General features: G+C 72.3%; 15 protein-coding genes. 5 read left to right on the forward strand and 10 right to left on the reverse strand.

The window, feature by feature from the left end:
• Window positions 1-44: 44 nt before the first annotated feature.
• Both MHY49_RS05330 and MHY49_RS05335 read left to right on the forward strand, forming a co-directional pair.
• Window positions 45-2237 (forward strand): prolyl oligopeptidase family serine peptidase, encoded by a 2193-nt coding sequence (locus MHY49_RS05330; protein WP_239203047.1) that lies wholly within the window; start codon window positions 45-47, stop codon window positions 2235-2237.
• Between the two features lie 146 nt (window positions 2238-2383).
• Complete coding sequence (locus MHY49_RS05335) at window positions 2384-3646, forward strand: alpha-hydroxy acid oxidase (RefSeq protein ID WP_239203048.1); 1263 nt, start codon at window positions 2384-2386, stop codon at window positions 3644-3646.
• A 215-nt stretch (window positions 3647-3861) separates the two neighbouring features.
• Here the strand turns inward: MHY49_RS05335 and MHY49_RS05340 are convergent, their stop codons facing one another.
• The 6 genes from MHY49_RS05340 to MHY49_RS05365 form a co-directional block, all read right to left on the reverse strand.
• The gene (locus MHY49_RS05340) at window positions 3862-5517 is read right to left on the reverse strand and encodes a sodium:proton antiporter (RefSeq protein WP_239203049.1); all 1656 of its coding nucleotides are present in this window, start codon (window positions 5515-5517) and stop codon (window positions 3862-3864) included.
• A 190-nt stretch (window positions 5518-5707) separates the two neighbouring features.
• Window positions 5708-6241: a lamin tail domain-containing protein gene (locus tag MHY49_RS05345; protein WP_239203050.1), complete on the reverse strand. Its 534-nt coding sequence runs from the start codon at window positions 6239-6241 to the stop codon at window positions 5708-5710.
• Between the two features lie 148 nt (window positions 6242-6389).
• On the reverse strand, window positions 6390-8198 hold the full coding sequence (locus MHY49_RS05350; protein ID WP_228356567.1) for an ABC transporter ATP-binding protein: 1809 nt from the start codon (window positions 8196-8198) through the stop codon (window positions 6390-6392).
• The gene (locus tag MHY49_RS05355; protein WP_239203051.1) at window positions 8195-10036 is read right to left on the reverse strand and encodes an ABC transporter ATP-binding protein; all 1842 of its coding nucleotides are present in this window, start codon (window positions 10034-10036) and stop codon (window positions 8195-8197) included. The genes MHY49_RS05350 and MHY49_RS05355 overlap by 4 nt, the downstream gene beginning before the upstream one ends.
• A 346-nt stretch (window positions 10037-10382) precedes the next feature.
• The gene (locus tag MHY49_RS05360; protein WP_239203052.1) at window positions 10383-10721 is read right to left on the reverse strand and encodes a hypothetical protein; all 339 of its coding nucleotides are present in this window, start codon (window positions 10719-10721) and stop codon (window positions 10383-10385) included.
• Between the two features lie 99 nt (window positions 10722-10820).
• Window positions 10821-12386, reverse strand: a complete 1566-nt coding sequence (locus MHY49_RS05365) for an alpha-amylase family glycosyl hydrolase (protein ID WP_239203053.1) — start codon at window positions 12384-12386, stop codon at window positions 10821-10823.
• Window positions 12387-12673: 287 nt separating this feature from the next.
• Here MHY49_RS05365 and betT point away from each other — a divergent pair, with 287 nt between their 5' ends.
• From betT to MHY49_RS05380, 3 genes are all read left to right on the forward strand, one after another.
• Window positions 12674-14917, forward strand: coding sequence for a choline BCCT transporter BetT (gene betT, locus MHY49_RS05370; protein WP_239203054.1), 2244 nt, complete (start codon window positions 12674-12676; stop codon window positions 14915-14917).
• A gap of 72 nt (window positions 14918-14989) precedes the next feature.
• On the forward strand, window positions 14990-16465 hold the full coding sequence (locus tag MHY49_RS05375) for an aldehyde dehydrogenase family protein (protein ID WP_239203055.1): 1476 nt from the start codon (window positions 14990-14992) through the stop codon (window positions 16463-16465).
• Window positions 16466-16563: 98 nt separating this feature from the next.
• Complete coding sequence (locus MHY49_RS05380; RefSeq protein WP_239203056.1) at window positions 16564-18126, forward strand: GMC family oxidoreductase; 1563 nt, start codon at window positions 16564-16566, stop codon at window positions 18124-18126.
• A gap of 202 nt (window positions 18127-18328) precedes the next feature.
• On the opposite strand, the gene dhaM is transcribed toward MHY49_RS05380, so the two are convergent.
• From dhaM to MHY49_RS05400, 4 genes are all read right to left on the reverse strand, one after another.
• Window positions 18329-18751, reverse strand: a complete 423-nt coding sequence (dhaM, locus tag MHY49_RS05385; RefSeq protein ID WP_228356561.1) for a dihydroxyacetone kinase phosphoryl donor subunit DhaM — start codon at window positions 18749-18751, stop codon at window positions 18329-18331.
• Window positions 18748-19461: a dihydroxyacetone kinase subunit DhaL gene (gene dhaL / locus MHY49_RS05390; protein WP_239203057.1), complete on the reverse strand. Its 714-nt coding sequence runs from the start codon at window positions 19459-19461 to the stop codon at window positions 18748-18750. The genes dhaM and dhaL overlap by 4 nt, the downstream gene beginning before the upstream one ends.
• An 81-nt stretch (window positions 19462-19542) precedes the next feature.
• Window positions 19543-20541: a dihydroxyacetone kinase subunit DhaK gene (dhaK, locus tag MHY49_RS05395; RefSeq protein ID WP_239203058.1), complete on the reverse strand. Its 999-nt coding sequence runs from the start codon at window positions 20539-20541 to the stop codon at window positions 19543-19545.
• A 128-nt stretch (window positions 20542-20669) separates the two neighbouring features.
• Entirely contained in the window at window positions 20670-23426 is a 2757-nt protein-coding gene (locus tag MHY49_RS05400) for a sugar-binding protein (protein WP_239203059.1), read from the reverse strand.
• Window positions 23427-23451 lie beyond the last annotated feature (25 nt).

Here is a 23451-nt window from a genome sequence, read left to right on the forward strand (position 1 = left end):
TGAACGCCCGCGCGCTCCCCGGGTCCCCGGCATACCCTGGCCCCATGACGACGACGCTCCCGTACGGCACCTGGCCCTCGCCCATCACCGCCCAGCAGCTCGCCACCGGGGGAGCGCGTCTGGGCGGCCCGGTGTTCGTCGGCGAGCAGCTGTGGTGGCTCGAGGGCATCGCCGCCGAGGGCGGGCGGCAGGCGATCGTGCGCACCGCCGATCCCGTCGCCACGCCCACCGGCGCGGGTGGGCGCTCTCCCGCGCCGGCCCCCGAGGACGCCGGGACGGTCACCGTGCTGCCCGCGCCCTTCAACGCGCGCTCCCGCGTGCACGAGTACGGCGGAGGGTCGTGGGCCGCCATCCCGGACGCCCTCGTCGACGAGGACCCCGCCGTCCTCCGCGCCCCCCTCGTGCTCTTCGTGAACTTCGATGACCAGCGGGTCTATGCGTTCACCGAGGGCAGCGAGCCGCGTCCCCTGACCCCCGTCGGCCCCGAGGTCGAGTCCGCCCACGGGCCCTCGCTGCGATGGGCCTGCCCCACCCCGGTGACCCTCGCCGACGGCTCCCGCGAGGTCTGGTGGATCTGCGAGGACCACACCGGCGGGGCCGAGGGGCCCCGCACGGATCCCGACGGCGCCCCGCACATCGAGCGCTTCGTCGCCGCGGTCCCGCTGGACGGCTCGGCCGCCGTGGACCCGGGCGCGATCCGCCGCGTCACCCCCGCCTCCCGCTTCGTCGCCTACCCACGCCTCAGCCCCGACGGCACCCGCGTCGCCTGGATCAGCTGGGAGCATCCGCAGATGCCCTGGGACGGGACGCTCCTGCATGTCGCCCCGCTCATCGGCGGCAGCGCCGGGACCGGCGAGATCGTCGCCGGCGCCCCCAGCGGGCCCGTCGGCCCTGGCAGTTTCGGCGGGCCCGGCGGGGCGGCCGAGGGGGACCGGGAGATCTCCGTGCTGCAGCCCGAGTGGCTCGACGACGAGCGCCTGATGTTCGTCTCCGACGAGTCCGGCTGGTGGAACCCGCGCGTGTGGTCCGCGGCCGACGGGAGTCGCGCCGTGCTCCCGGCGGACTCGCCCTTCGCGCGGCAGGAGTTCGGCGGCGCCATGTGGGGGCTCGGCACCACGTGGTACGCGGTGCTCGACGCCGATCACGTGCTCGCAGCCCACGGGCACGCCGGCGAGACCCTGGGCATGCTCACGATCTCGAGCGGGGAGGTCGTCGACCTCGACCTGCCGCTCACCTCGATCGCCGGGATGGACGTGTGCGAGGACGGCGGCCTCGTCCTGCTCGGCGCTTCCCCGGCCCGCTTCTCCGCCATCTACCTCACCCGCATCGAGGGCGGGTTCGCGGCCCCGCACATGGGCGCCCTCCGCCAGGTGCGCTCCTCGCGGGACGACGCTCCCGACCCCGATGTCCTCCCGAGCGCCGAGGAGATCGAGGTGCCGCTGCCCGACGGCGGCACCGTCCACGCGATCTGGTTCGCTCCGCGCCAGAGCGGCATCGAGGGCCCGGCCGACGAGCTCCCGCCCGTCATCGCCCGCGTGCACGGCGGACCCACGTCGGCCGTGCCTCCCGTGCTCAGCCTCCCGGTCGCCTACTACACCTCGCGCGGGATCGGCGTTGTCGAGGTCAACTACGGCGGCTCCACCGGCTACGGGCGCGCCTACCGCGATCGCCTCAAGGGCCAGTGGGGCGTGGTCGACGTCGCCGACACCGTCGCCGTCATGGATCACCTGGTCGCCTCCGGACTGGCCGACGGCCGGCGCCTCGGCATCGAGGGCGGCAGCGCGGGCGGTTGGACCACGCTCGCATGCCTGACCCGCACCAGCACGTTCTCCGCGGGCGTCTCGAGCTTCGGGGTCGCCGAGCTCGAGAACTTCATCCGCGACACCCACGACTTCGAGTCCCGCTACATCGACGGGCTCGTCGGCCCCTACCCCGAGCGGAAGGACCTCTACGCGGAGCGGGCCCCGCTCAGCCACGTCGACGAGCTCGAGTGCCCCGTGCTGCTGCTGCAGGGTGACGAGGACCGCATCGTCCCGCCCAGCCAGTCCGAGATGTTCCGCGACGCGCTCGCCGCCAAGGGCATTCCGCACGCCTACCTGCTGTTCCACGGCGAGCAGCACGGCTTCCGCAAGGCCGAGAGCATCATCCGCGCGACCGAGTCCTCGCTGTCCTTCTACGGACAGGTCTTCGGCTTCACCCCGCCCGGCGTCCCCGTGCTCGAACTCGTGACACGCTGAGAGGGCGGGCCGACGGTGTCCCACACCGCCGGCCCTCCCGATCCCCGCCCGCCCGGCCGACGGCGACGTGCCGCCGTCGTCGACCCGAGGTCCAGGAAAGATCCGCACGCGATGCCCCGGCACCGCACCTCGCACAAGGAGGCCCCATGGTCACCCGCCAGTTCCCCAAGCCCGAAGAGATCTTCGAGCTGATGAAGTTCCGCAAGCCCTCGCTCGACTTCACCGGGACCCGACTGGAGAAGGCGCAGTCCATCTACGACCTGCGGAAGATCGCCAAGCGCCGCACCCCGGCCGCGGCCTTCGACTACACCGACGGCGCCGCCGAGCGCGAGATCTCGATGCACCGTGCCCGCAAGGCCTTCGAGGACGTCGAGTTCCACCCCGGCATCCTCACCGACGTCTCCCACGTCGACCCGAGCGTGGAGATCCTCGGCGGCCCCTCGGCGCAGCCCTTCGGCATCGCCCCCACGGGCTTCACCCGGCTCATGCAGACCGAGGGCGAGATCGCCGGCTCGGGCGCCGCGGGCGCCGCGGGCATCCCCTTCACGCTGTCCACCCTGGGCACCACCTCGATCGAGGACGTGCACGCCACGAACCCGCACGGGCGCAACTGGTACCAGCTGTACGTCATGAAGGACCGGTCGATCTCCTACGGGCTGGTCGAGCGCGCCGCCAAGGCCGGCTTCGACACCCTCTTCTTCACCGTCGACACCCCCGTGGCGGGCGCTCGCCTGCGCGACAAGAAGAACGGCTTCTCGATCCCGCCGCAGCTCACCCCCGGCGTAGTCATCAACGCGATCCCGCGGCCCTGGTGGTGGATCGACTTCCTGACCACCCCGAAGCTCGAGTTCGCCTCGCTCACCTCGACGGGCGGCACCGTCGGCGAGCTGCTGGACTCCGCGATGGACCCGTCGATCGACTACGACGACCTGCGCGAGATCCGCGCGATGTGGCCCGGGAAGATCGCCATCAAGGGCGTGCAGAACGTCGAGGACGCGAAGAAGCTCGCCGACCTGGGCGTCGACGCGATCGTGCTCTCCAACCACGGCGGCCGCCAGCTCGACCGCGCGCCCGTGCCCTTCCACCTGCTGCCCGAGGTCAAGCGCGAGGTCGGCTCGGCCACGGAGATCATCGTGGACACCGGCATCATGCACGGCTCCGACGTGGTCGCCGCGATGGCCCTGGGTGCCGACTTCACGCTCGTGGGCCGCGCCTACCTCTACGGTCTCATGGCCGGCGGCCGTCGGGGCGTGGACCGCACCATCGAGATCCTCTCCGAGGAGGTCGCCCGCACCATGCGCCTGCTCCAGGTGCACTCGATCGAAGAGCTCGAGCCGCGCCACGTCACGCAGCTGCGCGACCTCGAGCCGATCCCCCAGCCCGGCGTGCACGAGGGCGCCGAGGGCTGACGTCCGACCCGGGGCCGGCTGGGCCTGGGCCTGGGCCGGTGCCGGGCTGGGGCCGCCGGGTGCATCCGGAGCTTCGATGTCGCTGGGTGAGGTCTCAACGCCTATATGGGCTCGAGACCTCACCCAGCGACATCGAAGCGCGGCTTGCCCGTTGCGGGTCCAGCAAGCAGCCGCCCCGGGGGTGGAAAGCTCCCCCCCCCCGATGTCGGTGCTCGTCAGTGCTTGCGGGCGCGCATGCGGGGCGGGGCCGCGAGCATCTGCAGGTCCAGCTGGCGCAGCACCACGTCGGCCGCCTCGGGGTCGATGCCGGGCTCCGATCGCGCCAGGAGCACCTCGGCGCGCGCGGCGTCCAGGCCCACGGTCTGCGCGGCGACCATGAGCTCGCGCCCCCGCTTCATCTTCTTGCGCCGCGCGGCGAGGGCCTTCTGCGCCTCGGGGTCCACCGGTGAGCCGTCGGGGTTGATCGCGCTCATCGCCTGCGTCGTGGAGTCCAGCTCCTGGCGCAGACCCTTGAAGCGCTTCTTCACCGCGCGCATCTGCTCCTCGGTGAGCTCGCCGGTCTCCTCGAAGCGCTCGTGGATCGCACCCAGGGCGGCGCGCTGCGCACGATGGGTGAGCTCGGCGATCTCCTGGTCGGCGACCGTGCCGTCGTCCTGGAGCTTGAGCAGGCGCAGCAGCCAGCCCAGCCCGAGGCCCGTCGGCACCAGGGTCACCAGCAGCACCGAGCAGGCCACGATCACCATCATGTTGCGGGCGTCGGCCTCCGCCCCGGAGACCCCCGAGGTGGGGATCGCGAGGGCCAGGGCCAGGGTCGCCAGGCCGCGCATCCCGCACCAGGTGAGGACCGAGGAGTCCTTGAGGGAGAGGACCTCGCCGGCGTCGAAGCGAACGATCGGCTTGATGAGGAGCATGCCCACCAGTCGCACCGCCACCACGATCACGCAGGCCACGGCCGCGACGGGAAGATAGCGCAGCACGTCCGCGCCTTCGTTCGCGACGATGTCGCGCAGCTGCATGCCCATCAGACCGAAGGCGAGGCCGGTGACCAGCAGGTTCGCCACGTCCCAGAAGGTCGCGCGCGAGATCCTGGCCTCGGAGTCCTCCGCGCGGGCGCGGCGGCGGGTCTCCAGCGCGGTGACCACCACGGCGATCACCCCGGAGGCGTGCAGCTCCTCGGCGAGCATGTAGGCGGCGAAGGGGACCACGACGCTCATCGCGGTGCGCGCGGCCGTCGTGGTCACGCGGTGCGAGGCGAAGCGGTAGAGGAAGCCGATCACGAGGCCGATCGCGACGGCGATCGCGGCGCCCACGAAGAAGTTCAGCACGAGGCCCACGCCCTGGCCCACACCCAGGGTGTCCGGGCCGGTGAGCGCGCTCAGCGCGGCGGTGAACAGCACGATGGCGACGGCGTCGTTGAACAGGCCCTCGGTCTGCAGGATCGACAGCAGCCGCCTCGGCATCCGCGCGGGGCCGGCGACGGCCTCGACCGCGACCGGATCGGGAGGGGCGACCATCGCGCCCACCATGAGCGCGAGCGGGAAGGACACGGCCGGCACGAGCAGGAACACGGCGCCCGCCACGAGCACGGCCGTGGTCGCCGTGAGCCCGACGGCGAGGAACAGCAGGGTGCGCCAGCGGAAGCGGAAGACGGACCAGTCGGTCTTCTGCGCGGTCGCGAACAGCAGCGGCGGCAGGAATAGGGGGAGGATCAGATCCTCGTCGATCTCGAGGTGCTGGAGACCGGGGATGCAGGCGATCGCGGAGCTCGCCAGGAGCATGAGGATCGGATAGGGCAGCCGCAGGCGCTCGCCCAGGGCGACGCAGACGACGGTGACGGCGAGCAGGCCGATGACCAGCGCCAGGTTGATCATGGGCGGCTCCGGGGTCGTGGGCGCCGGCTGCGCGGGACCGGCAGCGACGGGCGGTCAGGGGCTTCGGGCGAAGCGGACGCACACCGCCGGCGCGGTCCGAGGTCGCGGGAGCCCTCCCACTCTATCGCCCGGCCCGTGCGGCACCTGCTCGCCGGCTGGGCGTGCAGGTGCCGCAGGGCGACCGGCGGCGTCAGCAGTAGGCGGTCGTCGCGGTGGTGCGCACGTACTTCTTCGTCGCCTTCTTGGTGAGCTTCTTGTACGCGCAGGACTCGAGCTTCTTGCCCTTGGAGTTGTACGTCCGGGCGGTGTCGTGGGTGTTGTTCCAGATGTAGCTCTTGGTGCCCCAGTACAGGGTGGAGGAGGTGTTCTTCCCCTTGCCCGAGCGGATCGTGAGGGTCTTGCCGGGCTTGATCTTGGTGCCCTTGGGGAAGCGGAAGCGCTGCGGGCCGTTGTCGCGCAGCGTGTACCCGGTCAGCGAGAGGGTCTTCTTCCCCGTGTTCTTCAGGACGATGTACTCCTTGTTCAGGTGGCCGTTCTTCCAGGTGTCGCGGCCCGCGGGGTCGTAGACGATCTTCACGATGTCCAGCGGCTTCTTCGTCGCCGCATCGGCCGACGGGGCGACCGCGAGCGGGCCCGCGACGAGCGCGAGCAGCAGCAGGAGGGCGAGCAGGGGACGGACGCGGACGTCCTGGAATCGGGCGCGCTGGAGGAGGGGCAGATGCATGGTGACCTCTGGAGGATCTGACGGGCCGCGGGGCGTCATCGTCCTGCGGGGACCCGGTCCGACGGGGATATGTCGGAAGATAGCACCCGGAACGGAAGCCGGCACCCCCTGGGCGATGTCGTCTGCGCGACATCGCCCAGGGGTGCCGTCAGAGGGACTCCTGCCAGGCCTGGTAGAGCGCGGCGAAGCGGCCGCCGGCGGCGACGAGCTCGGCGGGGGAGCCGTCCTCGACGACCTCGCCGCCGTGGACCACGAGCACCCGGTCGGCGATCATCACCGTCGAGAGGCGGTGGGCGATGATCAGCGCCGTCCGCTCGCCGAGCAGCTTGGTCAGCCCCTCCTGGACCATGCGCTCGCTGGGGATGTCCAGCGAGCTCGTGGCCTCGTCGAGGATCAGCACGCGCGGATCGGCGAGGAAGGCGCGGGCGAAGGAGATCAGCTGCCGCTGGCCAGCGGAGACGCGGCCGCCGCGCTTGTTCACGTCGGTGTCGTAGCCGTCGGGGAGGTTCTCGATGAAGTCGTCCGCGCCGATGGCGCGGGCCGCCCGCTCGATGTCCTCGCGCGGGGCCCCGGGCATGCCCAGCTCGATGTTGTCCGCGACCGTCCCGGAGAACAGGTAGGCCTCCTGGGTGACCATGACGATGTTGCGCGTGAGGTCCTCCATGGAGATGTCCCGCAGGTCCACGCCGTCCAGCAGCACCTCGCCCTCGGTCGCGTCGTAGAAGCGGCTGATGAGCTTCGCGACCGTCGACTTGCCCGCGCCCGTCTGCCCCACCAGGGCGATCGTCTGCCCCGGAGGGATGTGGAGGTCCAGGGGCTTCAGCACGAGGGGGCCGTCGGCCGTGTAGCGGAAGGAGACGTCCTCGAAGTCGACGCGCCCGGTGGAGGCCGGCATCGGCGTGGGGTGCTCGGACTCCTTGACGCTCGGCGACTCCGCGAGCAGCGTCGCGATCTTCTCGAGGGCCGACAGTCCGCTCTGCAGCGTGTTGTAGAAGCTCGCGAGCTGGTCGATGGGCTGGAAGAAGCGCCGCGAGTACAGCGCGAGCGCCACCAGCGACCCCACCTCGAGGTGGCCGCCGAGCACGCGGAAGCCGCCCACGAGCAGCACCACCGCGATCGTCGCGTTGGCGAGGATGCGCAGGGCCGGCTGGTAGATGCCGAAGGTCATCGTCGAGGCCAGCGAGGCGTCCCGATAGTCCTGGGCGAGGTCGTCGAAGCGCTTCTCGTCGGCCGGCTCCTTGCGGAAGGCCTGGACGGCGCGGATGCCGCCCATGGTCTCCACGAAGTGGACGATGAGCCGCGCGGAATGGGTGCGGATCTGGCGGTACTGCTCGCGCGAGCGCTTCTGGAACCAGCTGGTGAGCATGACGCCGGGGATCAGCATCAGCAGCATGACCACGCCGGTCACCCAGTCCATGGTGACGATGAGGATCACCGTGAACACCATCGAGAGGGTGGAGCCGACGAGGATGTCGACGCCGGAGTCGACGAGCTCGCGCAGGGCCTCCATGTCGGAGGTCTGGCGGGAGACCATGCGGCCGGAGGTGTAGCGCTCGTGGAACTCGAGGTCCTGCTTCTGGGTGAAGCGGAAGACCTTCCGGCGCAGGCTCAGCAGCATCCGCTCACCGACCACGGTGCCCTGGCGGACGTACCCGAAGGTCAGCACGCCGCCGACGATCGCGCAGCTCAGGTGCAGGGCGGCGGCGCCGAGCGCTGGCGCGGGGTTGCCCTCGACCATCGGCGTCAGGGCGTTGTCGATGCCCCAGGCGATGATCGCGGGGCCCGCGACGACCGCGAGCTGGGCGATCACGACCATCACGCTCATGGCGGCGAACTGGCCGCGCACGGGGTGCAGCAGCTCGCGCAGCAGGGTCAGCGAGCGGGACCGGGCCTGCCTGTTCTCCTCGGGGGAGAGGACGCGCTGCTCCTCGTCCTCCTCGCGTGCGGGGGCGCTCATCGCTCGCCCTCCTTCCCTGCGGTCTCCTGGACTTCCCGCAGATCGAGCTCCCCGGTGAGGGTCTCGATGTCCTGGTTGCTGCGGGCCTCCTCCTCCTGGTTCGCGATCACGTAGCGGTAACGGGCGGAGCTGCGCATGAGGTCGGTGTGGGTGCCCACCGCGACGATCTCCCCGTGGTCGATGAGCGCGACGCGATCGGCGAGGGCCACCGTCGAGGTGCGGTGGGCGACGATCAGCGTCGTGGTGCCCTCGAGCACCTCGCGCAGACGGTCGGTCACCCGCTCCTCGGTCTTCGTGTCCAGGGCCGACAGCGGGTCGTCGAGCAGCAGCACCGAGGGCCGCGCCGCGATCGCGCGGGCGAGCGCCAGGCGCTGGCGCTGGCCGCCGGAGAGGCTCATGCCCTCCTCGCCGATGCGGGTGTCCAGGCCGTCGGGCAGGTCGAGGGCGAAGCCCGCGTCGGCCGTGCGCAGCGCGAGGTGCAGCAGCTCCTCGGACTGCTCGGGGGTGAGGGTCTCGTCGGCCCCGAGCATGACGTTGCCGCGCACGGTGTCGGAGAACAGGGTGGCGTCCTCGAAGGCGACCGCCGTCAGCGAGCGCAGGTCCACGAGGTCCATGTCGCGCACGTCGACGCCGTCGATCGTGATGCGGCCGGCGGTGACGTCGTAGAGGCGGGGGATCAGCTGCAGCAGCGTGGACTTCCCGCTGCCGGTGACGCCCACCAGCGCCATGGTCTCCCCGGGGCGGATGTGCAGGTCGGCGCCGTCGATGACGTCGGGGATCCGCGCGGGGGCGTCGGCGTAGCGGAAGTGGACACCCGTCAGGCGCACGTCGCCGCGCGAGCCGGCGAGGGCGGGCTCGTCCGCGCTCTCGGGCGAGGTGATGTCGTTGGACAGGTCCATGACCTCGAAGTGGCGGTCGAGCGCCGTGTTCGTGTTGATCGCCTGGCCCAGGTGGTTGCCGAGCATCCGCACCGGGCCGATGACCATCGTCGCGGTCGCGAAGTAGGAGGCCATCTGCCCCACGGTCATGTTCCCGTGCGCCGTCTCGTACAGCCCCAGGAGCAGCGCGAGGCCGAGGGCGAGCTCGGGGAGCATGAACATGAACATGTTGAAGGTGGCCATGGCCGTCGCCATCTTCACCTCGGTGCGGCGCAGCTCGTCGGCCTGCGCGGTGAAGCCCTCGAGGGCCGTCGGGCCGCGGCCGAAGGCCTTGAGCACGCGGATGCCCTGCACCGACTGCTCGATGGTGGTGGCGAGGTCGCCGTTCTGGTCCTGCGAGAGGCGCGAGAGGTAGGCGAAGCGCTGGTTGAAACGGAAGGCCAGGATGCACACCGGCACCGCCGCGCAGACGAAGATCAGCGCGAGCAGCGAGCTCGAGCGGAACAGCAGCACCATGCCGACGATGATCGTGACCACGTCGGTGACGATCATGATCATGCCGAAGGCGACCCAGCGGCGGATCAGGCTGATGTCGCTCATCATGCGCGAGAGCAGCTGGCCGGATCCCCAGGCGTCGTGGAAGGCGACGGGCAGGTGGATGACCTTGCGGTAGAAGCTGACGCGCATCTCCTTCTCGACCGTGGTCGAGGGCGAGACGGCGAACATGCGTCGCAACCAGATGAGGGAGGCCTCGAGGAGCCCGATGCCCATCACCAGCGCGCCGCCGGTCCACACCGCGGCGGCGGTCGGATCGGCGTCCAGACGGTTGATGATCCATTCGAGGGCCTGCGGGATGAGCAGGGCGCTCGTGGAGGCGACGAGCGCACTGAGGAGTCCGAGGAAGAGGCGGAAGCGGATGGGGCGGACCGTCTGCCAGAGACGGCCCATGGACGCGATCATGAAGAGGCGGCACCTCGCTGTGCGGTGATGGGCGGGGGAGTGCGGCGCGGGCTGAGGAGGCGGAGCGGGCGGGGAGGACGGTCCAGCCCGGATGCTCCGACGGGTCGGGGCACCGGGCTGAGAAGGGGCGGGATGCGGGGCGGGCCGGTCCGGCGGGCTCCGAGGGCATCGGGAGCCTCGTGCGGACCGGCCCTTTAGCCTAGTCAACGATCACGTGGGAAACCAGGGGATTCCGAGGTGTGATCGAGGCGGGATCGGAGCGGGACGTCGAGTCGGGCCGGACGACGGCGCGGCGTCGCGGGTGGCCCCTCGGTCCTGTGCGGCCGCTGCGGCCGCTCGGCGCGGGTCAGTCCCGCGCGGGCTTCGCGTCCGAGAGCAGCGCCGCGGCGCCCGCGCTCGCGCCGGCGACGGCCAGCACGGACGGCCAGGGGCCGATCTTCTTCGCGAGCGGGTGCGAGAGCCCGAAGCCCAGCACGTACAGGGCGCTCAGCGCCGCGGTGGCCCCGGCGCCGCGCTTGGCGAGCCAGGTGCGGCCCGCGTAGACCCCCGCGGCGGCGAGGACGACGCCGCCGAGCGGGCGGATGCCCGTCTCCCGCGCGGTGATCCAGCCGCCCAGCAGACCTGTGGCGACGACGGGGGCGGTGCGGACGGACTCGGCGGGCTTCAGCGCGGTGGAGGTGCTCATGGGGCCGAGCCTATGACGCGACGCTGGACAGGTGCAGGGGGTGTGTGAGGCGAAGGGGGTCGGCTCGTCACCGCACCGCACCGCACCGCACCGCACCGCTCACCGCGCCACGGCCGCGCCGTGCGGAGGGACGGTGTCGGGAGCGGCGGGGCCGACGGCGTCGAGCATGTCGGCGCCCGAGACCTGCGCAAGGACCTCACCGTCGTTCGGCAGGTCGAGGGGGTCGTCGCCGAGGTTGAGCCAGAGGGCGAGGGAGCGCGGGGCGGCGGGCGGGTCGGACGAGGCGGGGCCGTCGGACGGCGCGGGCATGCTGGGCTCGAGCACGATGCGCACGGACGCGTTGGTCAGCGAGTCCTCGTCCACGCGGACCCGTGCGGTCGCGAGCCAGCCCTCGCGGCGGCGCAGGCCGAGCAGGCGCTGATGCACCTCGAAGATGCGCGGCGCGGCGGGGCGGGAGAGCAGTGCGAGGGAGGGGGAGGCGCCGACGGGGGTCTCGCCGTGCCATGTGCCGTCGGGCCCCATGCCCGAGCGCAGCGCGTCGGGCGAGGCGGGGAACAGGGGACGCACGGCGTCGTCGCCGCCCGCGCGCTCCTCCTTGGCGCCGACGGCGCCCAGCTCGTCGCCCGCATAGATCGCGGGGATGCCCGGCAGCAGTGCGAGCAGGGCGAACGCGACCGCGAGGTCACGCCCGTCCTCGAGCTGCGAGGCGATGCGCGTGGTGTCGTGGTTGCCCAGGAAGGTCAGCGGCAGGAACGGCGAGCCCATGACGCCGCCCGCGCCGTCACCGCCGCCTGTGTCGTCGCTGCTGCCCGCACCGTGCACGAAGGCCTCGTGCCGGCCGAGCGCGTGGGCGAGCTCGAAGAGGTTCGTCTCGCGGATCGAGGACCAGATCGCCTTCCACAGCTCGTACTGGGTGATCGAGTCCGCCTCGGAGGCCTCGGCGAAGGCGCGGTAGTCGCCGTGGATGACCTCGCCGAGGATCCACGCCTCCGGGTGCTCGGCCCGCACCATGTCCAGGATCGGCGCCCAGGCCTCGGGGCCTGCCGCGTACATGGCGTCCAGCCGCCAGCCGTCGATCCCGCGGTCGAGCCACAGGTTCATCACCTGGGCGATCCGCTCCTGGACCGCGGGCTCGGCGAGGTTCAGCTCGACGAGGTCCTCGTTGCCCTCGAAACCGTACGGATGGGCGCCGGACCAGCGGATGCATGCGCCGGCGGGAGAGTCGGGGCCATCGGCCAGCGCCCGCCGCACCAGCGGATGCAGGTGCGAGACGTGGTTGAAGACGCCGTCGAGCACGAGCGAGATGCCGCGCTCGCGGCACGCCGCGATGAGTGCCTCGAGGTCCGCCTCGTCGCCCAGCCGGGGGTCCACGCGCAGGTGGTCGAGGGTGTCGTAGCCGTGTGAGACGGAGTCGAAGATCGGGTTCAGGATCAGCACGTCCGCGCCGAGCGCGAGCAGGTGGTCGAGCCAGCCGACGATGCGGTCCAGCCGATGGACCACGTTGTCGCCCTGGCGCTCGCCGTAGGTCTCGGCACCCAGGTCCTCGCGGTGCAGCGGGGCGCCGCAGAATCCCAGGGGGTAGACCTGCCAGCAGATCGCGTGCTGCCATCGCGGCGCGTCGGAGTCGGGAGCGGGCAGGGCCTCAGGGGCGGGTGAGGTCTCCATCGGTCCATCGTACGGACACGGGCTGTGACGTGCCTCCCGATCCGCGGGGTCGCTCCCGGGAGTTCGGGCCGCTCCGCGCGTCTCGCGGAGCACCCCGGGAAAGCGGGGGTCTGTGCTGGTGACGGCAGGTCTGTCCCGAGGGCTGCCGCAACCGGTCAGCCGGTTGCGAGGGGCCGCTGCTGCCGCCCGATGCCTCGTCTAGGGTGCTGGAGGATCGACGGCGAGCCCTGGGCGCTCGGCGTCCTGGTGCCGGGATCCGCGACCGCCCGCAGCAGGACGAGGAGCAGATGACAGCAGGCACCGACCGCACCCCGACCACCACGGCCCCGCCGACGCCGGACCCGTCGGCCGCATCGTCGGCCGCAGTCCCGAGCGGCCCGAGCGCACCGGCGCCGGGAGCACCGCGCGGACCCCGCGCGAACCCCCCCGTGCTCATCGGCTCCGCCGCCCTGATCGGCGCGGTCGCGCTCTGGGCGATCCTGGCGCCCGCGCAGGCGGGGGTGGTCATCGGCGCGATCGTCACCTGGACCTCCCAGAACCTGGGCTGGTACTACATCGTCACCGCGGGCATCGTCGTCGCCTTCGTGCTCCTCCTGGCGCTCGGCCGCACGGGCGCCGTCAAGCTCGGCCCCGACCACGCCCGGCCCCAGTTCAACCTGTTCACCTGGACGGCTATGCTGTTCGCCGCGGGCATCGGCATCGACCTCATGTTCTTCTCGGTCTCCGAGCCGATCTCCCAGTACTACGAGCCGCCCACGGGCGGCGGGCAGAACATCGAGGCCGCCCGGCAGGCGATCGTCTGGACCCTCTTCCACTACGGGCCCGTGGGCTGGGCGATGTACGCGCTGATGGGCGCGGCCTTCGCCTACTTCGCCTACCGGCGCAACATGCCGCTGAGCATCCGCACGCTGCTCTCCCCGCTGTTCGGCCGGCGCATGGACGGCTGGGCCGGGCACACGGTCGACATCGCCGCCGTGCTGGGCACCGTCTTCGGGATCGCCACCTCGCTGGGCATCGGCGTGGTGCAGCTGAACTACGGCCTGCACCAGCTCTTCGGGCTGCCCGAGGGCGTCGGCGCGCAGATCGGCCTCATCGTGCTGAGCGTGCTGATGGCGACCGTGTCCACCGTGAGCGGCGTCGAGAAGGGCATCCGCCGGCTCTCCGAGCTCAACGTGATCCTCGCGATCGTGCTGCTCGTCTACATCGCCGCCACCGGGAACACGCGCCGCATCCTCGAGGGCCTCGTGATGAACGTCGGCGACTTCCTCTCCCGCTTCCCGGGCATGCTCCTGGACACGTTCGCGTGGGAGCAGCCGGACACCTGGTCGAGCACCTGGACCCTGTTCTTCTGGGCCTGGTGGATCGCCTGGGCGCCGTTCGTGGGCCTGTTCCTCGCGCGGATCTCCCGCGGCCGCTCACTGCGCCAGTTCGTCCTGGGCGTGCTGGTGGTGCCGTTCCTGTTCATCGCCCTGTTCATCTCGGTGTTCGGCAACAGCGCCCTCGAGCTCGTGATCGGCGGGGACGACGCCTTCGGGCAGGTCGCGATGGCCACACCCGAGCGCGCCTTCTACGACCTGCTCGCCCAGTACCCGGGCGCGACGCTGCTCATCGGCCTCGCGACCCTCACCGGCCTGCTGTTCTACGTGACCTCGGCCGACTCCGGCGCGCTCGTCCTCGCGAACTTCACCTCCGTGATCGAGGACCCGAAGCAGGACGGCGCCACCTGGATGCGCGTTTTCTGGGCGGTCCTCACCGGCGTGCTCACCCTCGCGATGCTGCTGGTCGGGGGGATCACCACCCTGCAGGGGGCGACGCTCGTGATCGGCGTGCCCTTCTCGATCGTCATGTACCTGGTGATGGTGTCGCTGTATCGCGCGCTGCGCAGCGAGACCCAGCAGGTCGACAGCTTCCGGGCGACCCTCGTCGCCCGCTCCGGCGCCTCCGAGCGCTCCTGGCGCTCGCGACTGCGCCGCTCCATGTCCTACCCGCAGCGCGGCGCGACCCTGCGCTACCTCGAGCGCACCGTCGCCCCGGCCCTGCAGGAGGTCGCCTCCGAGATGCGCGAGGGCGGCGCCGAGGTCGACGTCGAGAGGCAGGACGTCGAGGGCCATCCCGTGCCCAGCCTCGTGCTGCGCGTGCGCCTGCCCGGATGCGACGACTTCGTCTACCAGGTGCACCCCGTCGCCCAGCCCATGCCGTCCTTCGCCGTGCGCGTCGCCCCCGAGGACGACGACTACTACCGGCTCGAGGTCTTCACCGCGACCGGCTCGCGCGGCTACGACGTGTACGGCTACTCCTCGGAGCACCTGATCACCGACGTCCTGGACCTCTACGAGTCGCACCTCGAGTACCTGCGCGTCTCGCAGGGAGGGGCCGACGGGGCCCTCGCCTCGGCCGTCACCACCGACTGGCACGAGGACTTCCCGGCGGTCGAGGAGGATCCTGAGGGCCCGTCGGCCGACGGGGATCCGGCGCGCGGGGACCAGGCCGACGAGGACCGGACTGACGACGAGCCCGCCCCCGTGCGCTGAGCCCGCCACCCGACCTGCCGACAGCACCGACCATCACCCCGGGGCCCGCGCCCCACCACGAAGGGAGAGACCATGCCCAGCACCCTGTTCATCGACGGGACCTGGCGCGCCGCCGCCGAGGGCGGCACGCGCGAGATCCGCTGCCCCGCGGACGGCGAGCTCGTCGCCGTCGTCGACGAGGGCACCGAGACGGACACGATCGCCGCGATCGAGGCCGCCCGGCGCTCCTTCGACTCCGGCGTGTGGACCTCCGTGCCCGCCGCCGACCGCGGCGCCCTGCTGCTGCGCGCCGCCGAGCAGCTGCGCGAGCGCAAGGAGGAGTTCTCCCGCGCCGAGTCCCTGGACACCGGCAAGCGCCTCGTCGAGTCGCGCCTGGACATGGACGACATCGCCGCCTGCTTCGACTACTTCGGGCGGATCGCCGCGCAGGACGCCGGCCGCGTGGTCGACGCCGGCGACCCGGACGTGGCCAGCCGCATCGAGCACGAGCCCGTGGGCGTGTGCACGCTGATCACCCCCTGGAACTACCCGCTGCTGCAGGCCGCGTGGAAGATCGCGCCCGCGCTCGCCGCCGGGAACTCCTTCGTGCTCAAGCCCGCCGAGCTCACCCCGCACACCGCGATCCTCATGCTGCAGGTGCTCGAGGACCTGGGCCTGCCCGCGGGCGTCGGCAACCTCGTGCTCGGGGCCGGTGTGAGCGTCGGCGGTCCGCTGTCCACGCACCCCGACGTGGACATGGTGTCCTTCACCGGCGGACTCGTCACCGGCCGCCTGATCGCGGAGAACGCCGCGCGCACCGTCAAGAAGGTCGCCCTCGAGCTGGGCGGCAAGAACCCCAACGTCGTCTTCGCCGACGCCGACTTCGACGCGGCCCTGGACAACGCCATGAACGCCGCCTTCGTCCATTCGGGGCAGGTGTGCTCCGCCGGCGCCCGGCTGATCGTCGAGGAGTCCATCGCCGAGAGGTTCGTCGACGAGCTCGTGCGCCGCGCCGAGCAGATCCGCCTGGGCGGACCCTTCGACGAGGCCGCCGAGACCGGTCCGCTGATCTCGAAGGCCCACCGCGAGAAGGTCGACGCCTACGTGCGCGCCGGCGAGGCCGAGGGCGCGCGCGTGCGCACCGGCGGCGCCTTCGCCACCGGCGAGGGCCTGGACGAGGGCTTCTACTACCAGCCCACCGTCATCGACCAGGTGCGCCGCGGCATGTCCGTCGTGCGCGATGAGGCCTTCGGGCCGACGGTCACCGTCGAGACCTTCACCAGCGAGGACGAGGCGATCGCCATCGCCAACGACACCTTCTACGGCCTCGCCGGCGCCGTCTGGACCCAGGACGCCGGCCGCGCCCAGCGCGTCGCCCGTGCGCTGCGCCACGGCACCATCTGGATCAACGACTTCCACCCCTACCTGCCGCAGGCCGAGTGGGGCGGGTACAAGCAGTCCGGCTCCGGCCGCGAGCTCGGGCCGACGGGCCTCGCGGAGTACCAGGAGGCCAAGCACATCTACCAGAACCTGCGCCCCGCGGTCACCGGCTGGTTCCCCCAGCACTGAGCGCGCGAGCGGCCGCCGGACCGAGCAGAGAACCTGACCGGCCCGTCGGCCCCGCCGCGCCCCGACCCCCGGACACCGAACGAAGGAGAACACCACACATGCAGACCACCCACACCTTCGACTACGTGGTGGTGGGCGGCGGCTCCGCCGGCGCCGCCGTCGCCGCCCGCCTGAGCGAGGACCCCGAGGTGAGCGTCGGCCTCCTCGAGGCGGGCCCCTCGGACCAGGACCACGACGTCGTCCTGCAGCTGGACCGCTGGATGGAGCTGCTCGAGTCCGGCTTCGACTGGGACTACCCGATCGAGCCGCAGGAGAACGGCAACTCGTTCATGCGCCATGCGCGCGCGAAGGTGCTGGGCGGCTGCTCCTCCCACAACTCCTGCATCGCCTTCTGGGCGCCGCGCGAGGACCTCGACGAGTGGGCCGACGTCCACGGCGCCAAGGGCTGGGAGTCCGACCGCACCTACCCGCTGTACACGAAGCTCGAGACCAACGAGGACACCGACGCCCACCACGGGCACGACGGCCCCGTGCACCTCATGAACGTGCCGCCGAAGGACCCCTCGGGCGTCGCCCTGCTCGAGGCCTGCGAGCAGGCGGGCATCCCCCGCACGCGCTTCAACGCCGGGCAGACTGTCGTGAACGGCGCGAACTTCTTCCAGGTCAACCGTCGGGCCGACGGCACCCGCTCCTCGTCCTCCGTCTCCTACCTGCACCCGATCCTCGAGCGCGAGAACCTCACGATCCTCACCGGGTCCTGGGCGCGGGAGCTCCAGTTCGACGACGACCAGCGCTGCACCGGCGTGCAGGTCGTCGACAACGCCTTCGGGCGGCCCTCGCTCATCGAGGCCCGGCGCGAGGTGATCGTCTCCGCCGGGGCGATCAACACCCCGCAGCTGCTCATGCTCTCCGGCATCGGCCCGCGCGAGCACCTCGAGGAGCACGGCATCGACGTGCGCGTGGACTCCCCGGGAGTGGGCGCCCACCTGCAGGACCACCCCGAGGGACTGGTCCAGTGGGAGTCGAAGCAGCCCATGGTCCGCGAGTCCACCCAGTGGTGGGAGATCGGCGTGTTCGCCCCCACCGAGGAGGGCCTGGACCGGCCCGACCTGATGATGCACTACGGGTCGGTGCCCTTCGACATGCACACCTACCGCGCCGGCTACCCGACGGCGGAGGAGGTCTTCTGCCTCACCCCGAACGTCACCCACGCCCGCTCGCGCGGCACCGTGCGCCTGCGCTCGCGGGACTTCCGTGACAAGCCCAAGGTCGATCCCCGCTACTTCACCGACCCCGAGGGCCACGACATGCGCGTGATGATCGCCGGCATCCGCAAGGCCCGCGAGATCGTCTCCCAGCCGGCCATGGCCGAGTGGGCGGGCCGCGAGCTGTCCCCGGGCCTCGAGGCGCAGACCGACGAGGAGCTCGCCGAGTACATCAGCGCCACCCACAACACCGTCTACCACCCGGTGGGCACGTGCCGGATGGGCCCGCTCGACGACGCCGACTCGCCGCTCGACCCGCAGCTGCGCGTCAAGGGCGTCACCGGCCTGCGCGTCGTCGACGCCTCCGCGATGCCCGAGATCGTCACCGTCAACCCCAACATCACCGTGATGATGATGGGCGAGAAGTGCGCGGAGATGATCACCGCGGGGGAGTGATCCCCAGGGCGGCGGCGCTCGCGCTGATGGGGCGCGGTCGTCCCGTGAGAAGTACGAAACGGTTGCCAAGAGCGCTCTTGGCAACCGTTTCGCACTTCTCACGGCCCCGACTGGCTGAGTGCGCTGCGGAGCGGGGCCGACGGGGCCGACGGTGAGGTGTGGCGCGGGCTGGCCGACGGCCAGCGGTGCGCAGCGGCGCCCGTCAGTCGGCGAGCTGCTGGTGCTTGGCCTCGGAGGCGACCTCGGCCTGTGCAGCGACCTCGGCGGGGTCGGCGCCGCTCGCGGCGGTGACGACCGCGCCCACGAGCCCCTCCACGAGCGGTGCCCAGCTCAGGCGGGTGCGCTCGACGATGTCGGGCTCGGTGAACTCGAGGGCGGTGCGCGCGGAGAGGATCGCCGAACCCAGGTCCATGAGGACGACGACGCCCTGGCCGTCGTCGGCCTCCTCGATCGCCGCGCTGATCGCCGCCGCGTCGGTGCCCAGTCCCAGCTGATCGGTCTCGGGGTCCTGCACGCCGGCCGCGATCTCGATGCGGGGCCCGCCGTCGCGGACCATCTGCCGGGCGAGGTCGACGGCGGCCTCGGCGAGCGGACGCGAGTGCGAGACGACGACGATGCCGGTCATGAGGCCGCCTCCCCGTCGGCGCGGGTCTCTCCGTCGGCACCGGCCTCGCCGTCGGGCGTCGGGCCGCCGGGGCGGACCACGTCGGCCAGCGCCTCCCAGAGCAGCGCGGTCGAGGCGGCGCCGGGATCGATGTGCCCGACGGAGCGTTCGCCCAGGTAGGACGCACGCCCCTTGGTGGCCTCCATGGGCCCGGTCGCGTCGCGGCCCTCCTGCGCACCGGCGGCTCCGGCGAGGACCGCGCCCTGCAGGGTCTCGCCCGCCCGCTGGTAGGCGTCGAGCGCCGGGACCCAGGCGTCGAGCATGGTCTTCTGGCCGATCATCGACTTGCCGCGCTCCTCGATGCCGTGCACGCCCGCCTGCAGCGCGGCGAACAGGGCGTGGAGGTCGAGGGCGTCGGCCCCCTTCGCGCTGGTCGCGAAGCGCAGGAAGAACGTGCCGTAGAGCGGCCCGGACGCGCCGCCGACGCTCGAGACGAGCGTCATCCCGACCTTCTTCATGAGCGCCTGGACGTCCTCGTAGTCGGCGTCGAGGATCCCGGCGACGGCGTCGAAGCCGCGCTGCATGTTCGCGCCGTGGTCGGCGTCGCCGATCGCCGCGTCGAGGTCGGTGAGATACGGGGCGTTCTCGTCGACCAGCTCCGTGCAGCGGCGCAGCCAGGTGGTGAGCTCGGGCAGTCCGAGCTCCGAGACGGGGGTGTTCTCGCTGGTCATCGCCAGCTCCTTTCGTGGTGGCTGATGTGGGGCGGCCGACGGGGCGACCGCCGGGTACGGCCGACAGGGCGACCGCCGGGCTCAGAGCCCGCGGCGCAGCGCGGGCGTGGCGACCGGCGCGTCCCAGAGCGCGGTGAGCTCCTCGTCCAGGCGCAGCAGGGTGATCGAGGCGCCGGCCATGTCGAGGCTCGTGATGTAGTTGCCGACCAGGTCGCGCGCGACCTCGACGCCCGCCTCCTCGAGGACCGCGTGGGCGTCGGCCGCGAGGATGAAGAGCTCGAGGAGCGGGGTCGCGCCCATGCCGTTGACGAACAGGAGCACCGGGCCCTCGCCGGGGAGCTCGGCCAGGATCGGCTCGAGCATGGTGCGGGCGATCTCGCGCGCCGGGGCGATCTTCTCCCGGCGCCGCCCGGGCTCGCCGTGGATGCCGATGCCGATCTCGATCTCGTCATCGCCCAGCTCGAAGGACGGCTTGCCGTTCGCGGGCACGGTCACCGAGGTCAGCGCCACGCCGAGCGAGCGGGCGTTCTGATTCACCCTCTCGGCGATCGCGGTGACCTCGTCGAGCGACCGGCCCTCCTCGGCGGCGGCGCCCGCGATCTTCTCGACGAGCACGGTGCCGCCCACGCCGCGGCGGCCGGCGGTGAAGGTGGAGTCCTCGACGGCGACGTCGTCGTTCGTGACGACGCTGCGCACCTCGGTGCCGGACTCGGCGTCGGCCAGCTCCGCGGCCATCTCGAAGTTCATGACGTCGCCGGTGTAGTTCTTGACGATCTGCAGCACGCCGGCGCCGCGGTCCACGGCGGCGATCGCGGCGGTGATCTGGTCGGGGACCGGGGAGGTGAAGACCTCGCCCGCGCAGGCCGCGTCGAGCATGCCCTCGCCCACGAAGCCGCCGTGCAGCGGCTCGTGCCCGCTGCCGCCGCCGGAGATGATCGCGACCTTGCCGTCGGACTTGGGGCGGCCGCGCAGCACCACGCGGTTCTCGAGGTCCACCTGCAGGTCATCGGGATGAGTGAGGGCCATGCCCCGCAGGGCGTCGACGACGACGTCGGCCGTGGCATCGATGAGCTTCTTCATGGCTCGACGCTACCCCGTGCGGTGAGCGGCGTCACGGGGTCGGCGGCCATCGGCCGGGGCCGACGAGCGGCGACCGGAAGCGACGGCCGACGGCCGACGGCCGGCAGGTCACCCCGGCGCGGACTCGCTCACACCTTCGCGGTCGCGGCTGCCGTCGCCCCGTCGGAGTCCTCGAGGGAAGCGGCGAGGAGCATCCGGTGCCGCGCGGACGACCCGCCCTTCGGCGTCTCGATCGTGAAGGAGACGTGCGTGGTCCGACCCGCGCGGACCTCGACCTCCTCCGCCCGCCCCAGCGTGCGCTCGCCGTCCCAGGCGAGGACGCGGAGGGTGCCGCTGCGGCGCGAGCGGACACGGGCGCGCACACGGTCGCCGGAGCGGTGGGCGTCGTGGATGCTCAGTGCGGAGCGCCCCAGGCTCGGCCGTCCGCCGAGACCCACGCCGTCGCCCGCCGACTGGATGATCGACTGGGCCGACTCGACCGAGCGGGCGGCCGTGTTCGGGATGACCGGGTCCTGCGGCGCGTCGTCCCCGGCGTCGGCCTGCGGGAGCTGCAGCACGCCCCAGCGGAACGGGTCCGCCTGCACACCGGGGAAGGTCGACCAGCCGATGCGGGACTGGCCGGTGCGGTCCTGGGTGTCCGAGTCGTACACGACGACGTTCAGGCCGATGTGCTCGGGATCGATCCCGTTGGGGAGCGCATCGAAGGGGATGGTCGCCTCGAGGTCGTAGCCCTCGTACGGGTCGCTGATGCGGGAGGCGACGCGCACTCCCGGCGCCGTCTGCGCGAGCGCGCCCTGGTGCTGGTCGTGGTCCCGGCCGGCGGCGACACCGGCCGAGGCCCCGTCGGCGTCGAGGGTGTCCGGGAGGATGCCCAGGATGAACGTCGAGGCCGTCGACTCCGAGTCGCCTCGCGGGTCGATCATGATCTCGACGGAGTCCGTGCGGAAGCGCTGCTTGTTGTCGTCGGCCCCGAGCACCGTGCCCTCGACGTCGTCGACGACGTGCACGAAGACGTGGAGCGCGTCCTCGTCGACGGTGACCCAGGAGGAGCCGGAGGCGTCGGCCGCGGTGACCTCCGCGCCCTCCCACAGGGTGCCCACGTCGATCGGATCGCCCGGGTACTCGCCGTCCTCCCGGCGACCGTCCACCTCGACCCCGTCCGAGGTCTTCGCGACCAGACGGGGCACGAGCACGAGCCCCTGCTTCTCCACGTGCGCGGCGCCGTCGCTCACGGCGCGCACCGTCACCGGGTAGATCCCGCCGTGCGGCGCCCGGTTGGCGGTGGGCAGGGACGAGTCCGTGTTCTCGAGGGTGACCTGCACGGTCTTCGTCCCATGGGCGGGGATCGAGGTGCCGGTGAGCGTCGCGGGGTCGGCCGTGATGCCCTCGGGGAGAGTGAGCTCGACGTCCGCGGAGCGGGGGTCGTCGGTGAGGTTGCGGAGCTCGACGTCGAGCGTCTTCGCGAGCCCCGATCCCAGCGCGTGCTGCGTCGGGACCAGCGCGTCGAGGCGCTGCATCCCCAGGCTCTCGGTCCACTCCAGGAACTGCGCGATCTCGGAGCGGGGCGCCAGACCCGCGCGCACCGGGCCGGAGACCTGCAGCGGGAGCAGGTTGCGGCCCTCGCCGTGTCGAGAGCGCAGGGTCGCCGTCACCTGCACGGCCGTCCCGGTCTCGGCGTCGGAGGCGGGCGTGACGGTCAGTCGGGCCGTCGCGCTGCGCCCCGTCGCGATCGTGCCGAGGGACGTCCGACCCTGAACGGTCCAGCCCTTCGGCGTCTCCAGCGCCACCTCCGCCCGCGGCAGGGCGCTGCGGGCGGCGCGCGCGGTGACCTCCACGGCGAACGGGACGCCGGGGACCACCTCGAAGGCGTCGGCGGTGATCTCCAGTCGCGTGCCCTCGGGCAGCCCGCCCTTCGCCGACGGCAGGGACGCGCCGCGCAGGGCGGCCTCGTCGCCGCTGGTGGGATCCGCGAGCGGCGTGCGGGAGTCGAGGAGCGTGAACCAGGCGACGGGGATCTTCGCGGGGTCGGTCGGCGACGGCGGATTCACCGTCCAGCCCTGCGTGGCGTAGGAGTGGATCGACTCGTCGAGCAGGGCGCTCCAGCGCGTGCCGTGCTCCGCGGACTCCGTGCCGTTCCAGGCGCCGAAGACGACGTCGGAGGCGACGGTGGGCTCGAAGCCTTCGGCCACTGCGTCCGGGCCGGTGCCGCCCGTGCCGTCGGAGCCCGAGCGCAGGATCCGGGCGGGGGAGAAGGGCTTCAGCCCCTCGTCGAAGTGCTCGGGGAAGACGTCCTCGCGGCCGGCCATCAGGTAGGCCTCGAGGGCGAAGCGCGCCGCCTGCTGGTGGTTGCCGTGATTGCCCTCGACGGCCGACGGGTTCATCGTCACGATGACGCCCGGCCGCGTCGCGCGCACGACGCGGATGATGCGGCTGAGCACGGCCTTCTCACCCCACACCTCCTGGGTGAGCGGCGCGGAGAGCGTGTAGTAGAAGTCCACGGCGTCGAGGTTGAAGACGTGGCGGATGCCGGCGATGCCCACCGCGGTGCGCTCCTCGGCCTCGCGGATGATGCCCAGCTCGGGTCCCTCCTCGAGGCCGACGGCGTTGCCGCCTCCCTCGCCGCGGGTCACCGTGATGACGCCGGCCTCCTGGTCGTGGAACTCGTGCCACTGGCCGAAGGCGGCGAGCGCCCATGCCTCGTCGTCGGGGTGCGCGCCGATGTACAGCACGTCCAGGTCGACGGCACCGGCGGCCGCGGCCTGCTCGGCGGGGGTGAGCGCGCCGCCGGCGAGTGCTCCGACGCCGCCCGCGAGGGTGAGGGCGGCGCCGCCGCGCAGGACGCTGCGGCGGGACGGGCGGGTGGTGGTCTGGGGGATCGGGATCATCATTCCTCCTCGAACGGATCCTCGG

The organism is Brachybacterium sp. ACRRE, from assembly GCF_022346485.1.
Taxonomy (GTDB): Bacteria; Actinomycetota; Actinomycetes; order Actinomycetales; family Dermabacteraceae; genus Brachybacterium; species Brachybacterium halotolerans.

What these genes read in the sequence shown, in the direction of transcription:
- MHY49_RS05330 (WP_239203047.1), top strand. Translation starts at nt 45, where the DNA reads ATGACGACGACGCTCCCGTACGGCACCTGGCCCTCGCCCATCACCGCC.
- MHY49_RS05335 (WP_239203048.1), top strand. Translation starts at nt 2,384, where the DNA reads ATGGTCACCCGCCAGTTCCCCAAGCCCGAAGAGATCTTCGAGCTGATG.
- MHY49_RS05340 (WP_239203049.1), bottom strand. Translation starts at nt 5,517, where the DNA reads ATGATCAACCTGGCGCTGGTCATCGGCCTGCTCGCCGTCACCGTCGTC.
- MHY49_RS05345 (WP_239203050.1), bottom strand. Translation starts at nt 6,241, where the DNA reads ATGCATCTGCCCCTCCTCCAGCGCGCCCGATTCCAGGACGTCCGCGTC.
- MHY49_RS05350 (WP_228356567.1), bottom strand. Translation starts at nt 8,198, where the DNA reads ATGAGCGCCCCCGCACGCGAGGAGGACGAGGAGCAGCGCGTCCTCTCC.
- MHY49_RS05355 (WP_239203051.1), bottom strand. Translation starts at nt 10,036, where the DNA reads ATGATCGCGTCCATGGGCCGTCTCTGGCAGACGGTCCGCCCCATCCGC.
- MHY49_RS05360 (WP_239203052.1), bottom strand. Translation starts at nt 10,721, where the DNA reads ATGAGCACCTCCACCGCGCTGAAGCCCGCCGAGTCCGTCCGCACCGCC.
- MHY49_RS05365 (WP_239203053.1), bottom strand. Translation starts at nt 12,386, where the DNA reads ATGGAGACCTCACCCGCCCCTGAGGCCCTGCCCGCTCCCGACTCCGAC.
- betT (WP_239203054.1), top strand. Translation starts at nt 12,674, where the DNA reads ATGACAGCAGGCACCGACCGCACCCCGACCACCACGGCCCCGCCGACG.
- MHY49_RS05375 (WP_239203055.1), top strand. Translation starts at nt 14,990, where the DNA reads ATGCCCAGCACCCTGTTCATCGACGGGACCTGGCGCGCCGCCGCCGAG.
- MHY49_RS05380 (WP_239203056.1), top strand. Translation starts at nt 16,564, where the DNA reads ATGCAGACCACCCACACCTTCGACTACGTGGTGGTGGGCGGCGGCTCC.
- dhaM (WP_228356561.1), bottom strand. Translation starts at nt 18,751, where the DNA reads ATGACCGGCATCGTCGTCGTCTCGCACTCGCGTCCGCTCGCCGAGGCC.
- dhaL (WP_239203057.1), bottom strand. Translation starts at nt 19,461, where the DNA reads ATGACCAGCGAGAACACCCCCGTCTCGGAGCTCGGACTGCCCGAGCTC.
- dhaK (WP_239203058.1), bottom strand. Translation starts at nt 20,541, where the DNA reads ATGAAGAAGCTCATCGATGCCACGGCCGACGTCGTCGTCGACGCCCTG.
- MHY49_RS05400 (WP_239203059.1), bottom strand. Translation starts at nt 23,426, where the DNA reads ATGATCCCGATCCCCCAGACCACCACCCGCCCGTCCCGCCGCAGCGTC.